Origin of the sequence: Microbacterium sp. (genome assembly GCF_049661145.1) — a bacterium.
Lineage (GTDB): Bacteria > Actinomycetota > Actinomycetes > Actinomycetales > Microbacteriaceae > Microbacterium.
Genome location: NZ_JBASZT010000002.1, coordinates 1 through 4,944 on the forward strand (window position 1 = coordinate 1; position 4,944 = coordinate 4,944).

The window sequence follows — 4,944 nt, forward strand, 5'->3', positions numbered from 1 at the left end:
GGCTCGCTGACGGCGGCCGACCGCCCAGCCGGGTCGGTGTTCGGCTTCGTCGCCGCCGAGCAGGGGATCGTCACGCACGGCCGGGCGCTGCTGCTCCAGCGCTGGGGCCTCGATACCGACCACATCGTCGTCAAGGGCTACTGGAAGAACGGCGAGACCGAGTACCACGCCCCGCACTGATCGCGGCATCCCAGCGCCGAGCCGACGGGAAAGGCCGCTTCCGGCGGTCGCCAGCGGCCATTTGCGTCGGCTCGCCGCGTACGAAACCGGGTCCGCGGGCGGTGAGCGCCCGTAGCATGGGCGCATGGCCTTGGCATCCCGCGTCGTCGCCCTCGGCTACCGTGTGCTGGCGTCATTGGTCATCTTCATCGGCATCGCGCGGGTGTCGGGACTGTTCACCGGGTCACCGATCTGGACCGCGTTCCTCTACTTCACGGTGCTGAGCAACGTGCTGTGCCTGGTGTGGATGGTGTGGTCGGCCATCGCGACGATCCGCGATGCGCGGATGGCGGGCTGGCAGGGGACCTCCACGCCGTCGGCGCGCGGCGCCGCTGCGGTCATGATGGCGATCACCGTCACGATGCTGATCTACCTCGTCGTGCTGGTGCCGTCGTCGTTCCAGCAGCCGGGCGCGTACGAGCCGTTCACCCTCACCGACAACCTCGTCCACATCATCACGCCACTGCTCGTGATCGCCGACTGGGTGCTGTTCGTGCCGAAGGGACGGCTCGACCGGTTCGACCCGCTGCGATGGACGCTGATCCCCTACTCCTACCTCGTACTCGCCTACGGCTACTCGGGGCTCGGCGGGCGGTTCGCCGCCGGCACGAGATACCCGTACCCGTTCATGGATGTCGACGTCCACGGCGTCGGCGGCGTGGCCATGTGGATCGTCGTGCTCACGGTGGCCCTCGTCGGAGTCGGCTACGGCTACTACGCGCTGGATCGTCGGCTCGGCGGGCGGGTCAGAGCCGGCGTCGGCGCGGATGCCGCGGCCGACGGCGGCTGAGAAGCTACATCTCCTCGTGGGTGTCGGGGTCGCCGCCCCACAGTCGGCCGCGCTCGAGGCCACTGATCGCGTTGATCTCGGCATCCGTCAGCGTGAAGCCGAACACGTCGGCGTTCTCGATCTGCCGTGCCGAGGTCGCCGATTTGGGGATGGGCGTCGAACCGAGCTGGGTGTGCCAGCGCAGCACGGCCTGCGTCGCCGTGACGCCGTGCGCGGCGGCGACTTCGCCGATGACGGGCTCTGTCAGCAGTTCGCTGCGGCGCGCCAGCGGACTCCAGCTCTCGGTGCGTATGCCCTGCGCGGCATGGAACGCCCGCAGCGCCGCCTGCGGGAAGTACGGGTGCAGCTCGACCTGGTTGACGGCGGGCACGACACCCGTCTCGTCGATGACCCGCGCGAGCATCGCCTCAGTGAAGTTCGAGACCCCGACCGATCCGACCTTGCCCTCCTCGCGCAGCGCGATCATGGCGCGGAATGTGTCGACATAGCGGTCGACGCGGGGGTTCGGCCAGTGGATGAGGTACAGATCGATGCGGTCGAGCCCGAGGCGCTGCAGCGATCCGGCGGCGCTGCGCAGCGTCTCGTCATAGCCGTGATCGCGGCCGGGGACCTTCGTCGTGACGAGCAGTTCGTCGCGGATGCCGCTGCGTCGTACGGCTTCGCCGACCTCCGTCTCGTTCTCGTAGTTGACCGCGGTGTCGAGCAGACGGTAGCCGTTCTCGATCGCGGCGACGATGGCATCGATCCCCTCCGGCCCGGTCAGCTTGTAGGTGCCGAAGCCGAGCTGGGGGAAAGCAGTGCCGTCGTTCAGAGTGACCGTAGGAATTGTGACCATGCGTCCACGCTACGCCCACACGGCGAGTCAGTCTCCGAGGAGCTCCTCGATGACGGTGATGACCCCGGCGTCCGCGTTCGACGGCGCACGGAAGCGCGCGGCGGCCGCCACGTCGGGATGCGCGTCGGCCATCGCGTAGGACCACTCCGCGGCGCGCAGCAACTCGAGGTCATTCAGGTAGTCTCCGAAGGCTGCGGTCTGCGCCGCGGTCACGCCGAGGGCTGCCTGCAGGTTCCGCAGCGCGACGCCCTTGTTGACGGTCGCGTTCATGAAGTCGACCCAGTTCTCGCCCGAGACGACCACCTGGTGGGTCGCGGCGGCATCGGCGAAGGCGGGCGCGGTGTGCGCCTCGCCGCCGTCGAAGTCGTAGATCGCGAGTTTGAGGATCTGGTCGTCGACCGCGAGGAGGTCGGACACGACCTCGAGCTTCGCGTAGTACTTCTCGACCTCGGCGAGGAACACCGGCTGCGTGTCCTCGATGTAGGCGGAGCGCTTGCCGCATACGACGATCCCGGCGCGGAGAGTCCCGTCCGCGACGAGGGTCCGGAGGCGGGTGACGACGGATGCCGAGAAGTCGGCGTCGAGCGCGTCGGAGCTGACCTCGGCATCCCCCCGGACGACGTACGCTCCGTTCTCCGCGATGTAGTCGAGCTCCCCCTCGACGCCGCCGAACATGCCCTGCAGGGTTGCGAGTTGGCGACCGCTCGCCGGCGCGAACGCGATGCCGCGCTCGCGCAACCGCTCGAGCAGCGGCCACAGGCCCGGCGGGATCGCTCCGTCCGGCAGGAGCAACGTCCCGTCCATGTCGACGGCGATGAGGCGGATATCGGGAGCGGTCACGCCTCCATCCTTTCAGGACCGACCGGGCCTACCGTGGCGGGGCGGCCGTGAAAGCGCAGTCGCCGGGCGACCGGGGGTTATCCCGAAGAGGAAGTGTCCGGCTGCCTCCATCGTGCCGGCGACCGCGCCGCCCTACCGTGGAGTCATGACCACAGACCTGACCGCCGCCCCTGCTGTCCCCGCCGGACGGCCCCGGTTCGTCCAGCACCTCGGCGCGATCGCACAACTGGCGGCGATGGGCGTCGCAGGCACGGCCGTGTTCACCGTGCTCGGGATCTTCCTGGGGCTCGGCATCGGCCTTGCCGTACTGCTCGTCGGCCTGCCGCTCCTCGTCGCGTTCGTGTATCTGCTGTTCGCGACCGCGTGGATCGAATACGAGCGCGTCGAAGGCCTCTACGGCTACGGACTGCCCGCGCTGCTGCCGCGCCGCAGCGGACGACCGGGGTTCGGCGGCTGGCTGCGGTCGCTGTGGCAGCAGTTCGCCGACGGTCCGATGTGGCGGGCGGTCGCCTCCGCCGCGATCTCGACCGTCATGGGAATCGCGACGCTGAGCCTCGTGCAGGCGTTCGCATCGAGCGCCGGGCTCCTGTTCGCGCCACTCCTGCCGGGCGAGACCGTGCGGATCCCCGCCACCGGAATCGACATCGAGAGCGAGTGGGGCGTCGTCGGCGGCATCGTCGGCATCCTGATCAGCCTCGGTTTTCTCTTCGCGATCGCGCTGCTGCACGGCGTCCTGACCCGCGCGATCCTCGTCCCGAGCCGCGAGGCGGCGCTCGCCGAGCAGGCACGCACCGCCGGCACACAGCGCGAGAGCGCCGTGCGGGCAGGTGAGGTCGAGCGCACGCGCATCGAGCGGGACCTGCACGACGGCGTCCAACCGCGGCTCGTGTCGGTCGGCATGACCCTGGGACTTGCGCAGCAGAAGATCGACAGCGATCCCGCCGCCGCGAGGGCCCTGATCGACGAGGCGCACACCTCGACGAAGGCGGCCATCACCGAGCTGCGACAGCTGGCTCGCGGCATCCACGCTTCCGTCCTCGACGACCGGGGACTGGATGCCGCCGTCAGCGCGCTCGCCGCACGCTCGCACGTGCCGGTCGCCCTCGACGTGCGGTTGGACGGCCGGTGCAGTCCCACCGCCGAGGCGGCGGTGTACTTCGTCATCGCCGAGTCGCTCACCAACGCCGCAAAGCACTCCCGCGCGTCGGAGGTGCGGGTGCTCGTGCGGACCCGCGACGACGGCGGCGGCTCTGGGAGCGTCGGCGGGGGTGGCGTCGGCGGCGGGCGGATGCTGTGGGCACGCATCGAGGACAACGGACTGGGCGGCGCGCACGTGACGCCCGGCGGCGGACTCGACGGCATCATCAACCGCGTCACGGCGGCGGGCGGCAGGAGCCGGCTCGACAGTCCCGCAGGCGGCCCGACCTCACTGGAGGTGAGCGTGCCGTGCGCATCCTGATCTGTGAGGATTCCGCGCTGCTGCGCGAAGGACTCGTCCGACTGCTGGAGGATGCTGGCCACACCGTCGTCGCGGCCCTCGCCGACGCGGACGGACTGGCCGGGGCGAAGTCGCTGGCCGAGGCCGTCGCGGAGACCGATCCCGAGTTGTGCATCCTCGATGTACGGCTCCCCCCGACGCATACCGACGAGGGCATACGCGCGGCGCTCGCGCTGCGCTCGGCCCACCAGGGCCTACCCGTGCTGGTGCTGAGCCAGTACGTCGAGGAGCGCTACGCGAGCGAACTCATCACCGGGCAGGCGGGCGCCCTCGGCTACCTGCTGAAGGACCGCGTCGCCGACATCCGCGACTTCCTCGATGCCGTCGAGCGCATCGGCGCCGGCGCGACTGTGCTCGACCCCGAGGTCGTCGCGCAGCTGCTGACTCGACGTGCCCGCGACGAACGGCTCGCGCGGCTGACCGACCGGGAGCGGAGCGTCCTCGCTCTGATCGCCGAAGGCAAGAGCAATCAGGCGATCGCGCAAGCGCTGTTCGTGAGCGAAGCCAGCGTCGAGAAGCACATCACATCTCTCTTTCAGAAGCTCGGCCTGGAACAGGACGAGCACGGCAATCGCCGCGTACTGGCCGCACTCGTCCATCTCGAGCACGGCGACCACACCGACCCCACCTTCCGGAACGGAGCACTCCGATGACCACGAACCCGAACACCCCGACCCTGACTCCCCCGGCGGTTCCGCCGTCCCCACCCGGGTCCGCGGGCCACGATGCTGGGGGCTACGGTGGAGGGGCCGGCGGTGCCGC

6 protein-coding genes are annotated in these 4,944 nt (G+C 70.1%); 4 read left to right on the forward strand and 2 right to left on the reverse strand.

The features are described 5' to 3' along the window. On the forward strand, nt 1–180 hold a 180-nt coding region (locus WBP48_RS00030), incomplete at its 5' end, for an SIP domain-containing protein (RefSeq protein ID WP_424434211.1). Between the two features lie 124 nt (nt 181–304). Further along, complete coding sequence (locus WBP48_RS00035) at nt 305–1,009, forward strand: Pr6Pr family membrane protein (protein WP_424434214.1); 705 nt, start codon at nt 305–307, stop codon at nt 1,007–1,009. 4 nt (nt 1,010–1,013) lie between these two features. Here the strand turns inward: WBP48_RS00035 and WBP48_RS00040 are convergent, their stop codons facing one another. Beyond that, nucleotides 1,014–1,844 carry an aldo/keto reductase gene (locus tag WBP48_RS00040; RefSeq protein WP_424434217.1) on the reverse strand — a complete coding sequence of 277 codons (831 nt, stop codon included), beginning with the start codon at nt 1,842–1,844 and terminating at the stop codon, nt 1,014–1,016. A 27-nt stretch (nt 1,845–1,871) separates the two neighbouring features. After that, nucleotides 1,872–2,684: a Cof-type HAD-IIB family hydrolase gene (locus tag WBP48_RS00045; protein WP_424434220.1), complete on the reverse strand. Its 813-nt coding sequence runs from the start codon at nt 2,682–2,684 to the stop codon at nt 1,872–1,874. Nucleotides 2,685–2,829: 145 nt separating this feature from the next. Here WBP48_RS00045 and WBP48_RS00050 point away from each other — a divergent pair, with 145 nt between their 5' ends. Together WBP48_RS00050 and WBP48_RS00055 are read left to right on the forward strand one after the other, a co-directional pair. After that, nucleotides 2,830–4,143: a histidine kinase gene (locus tag WBP48_RS00050; protein WP_424434223.1), complete on the forward strand. Its 1,314-nt coding sequence runs from the start codon at nt 2,830–2,832 to the stop codon at nt 4,141–4,143. Then, nucleotides 4,131–4,835 carry a LuxR C-terminal-related transcriptional regulator gene (locus WBP48_RS00055; RefSeq protein WP_424434226.1) on the forward strand — a complete coding sequence of 235 codons (705 nt, stop codon included), beginning with the start codon at nt 4,131–4,133 and terminating at the stop codon, nt 4,833–4,835. The genes WBP48_RS00050 and WBP48_RS00055 overlap by 13 nt, the downstream gene beginning before the upstream one ends. The last annotated feature ends 109 nt before the right edge of the window (nt 4,836–4,944 follow it).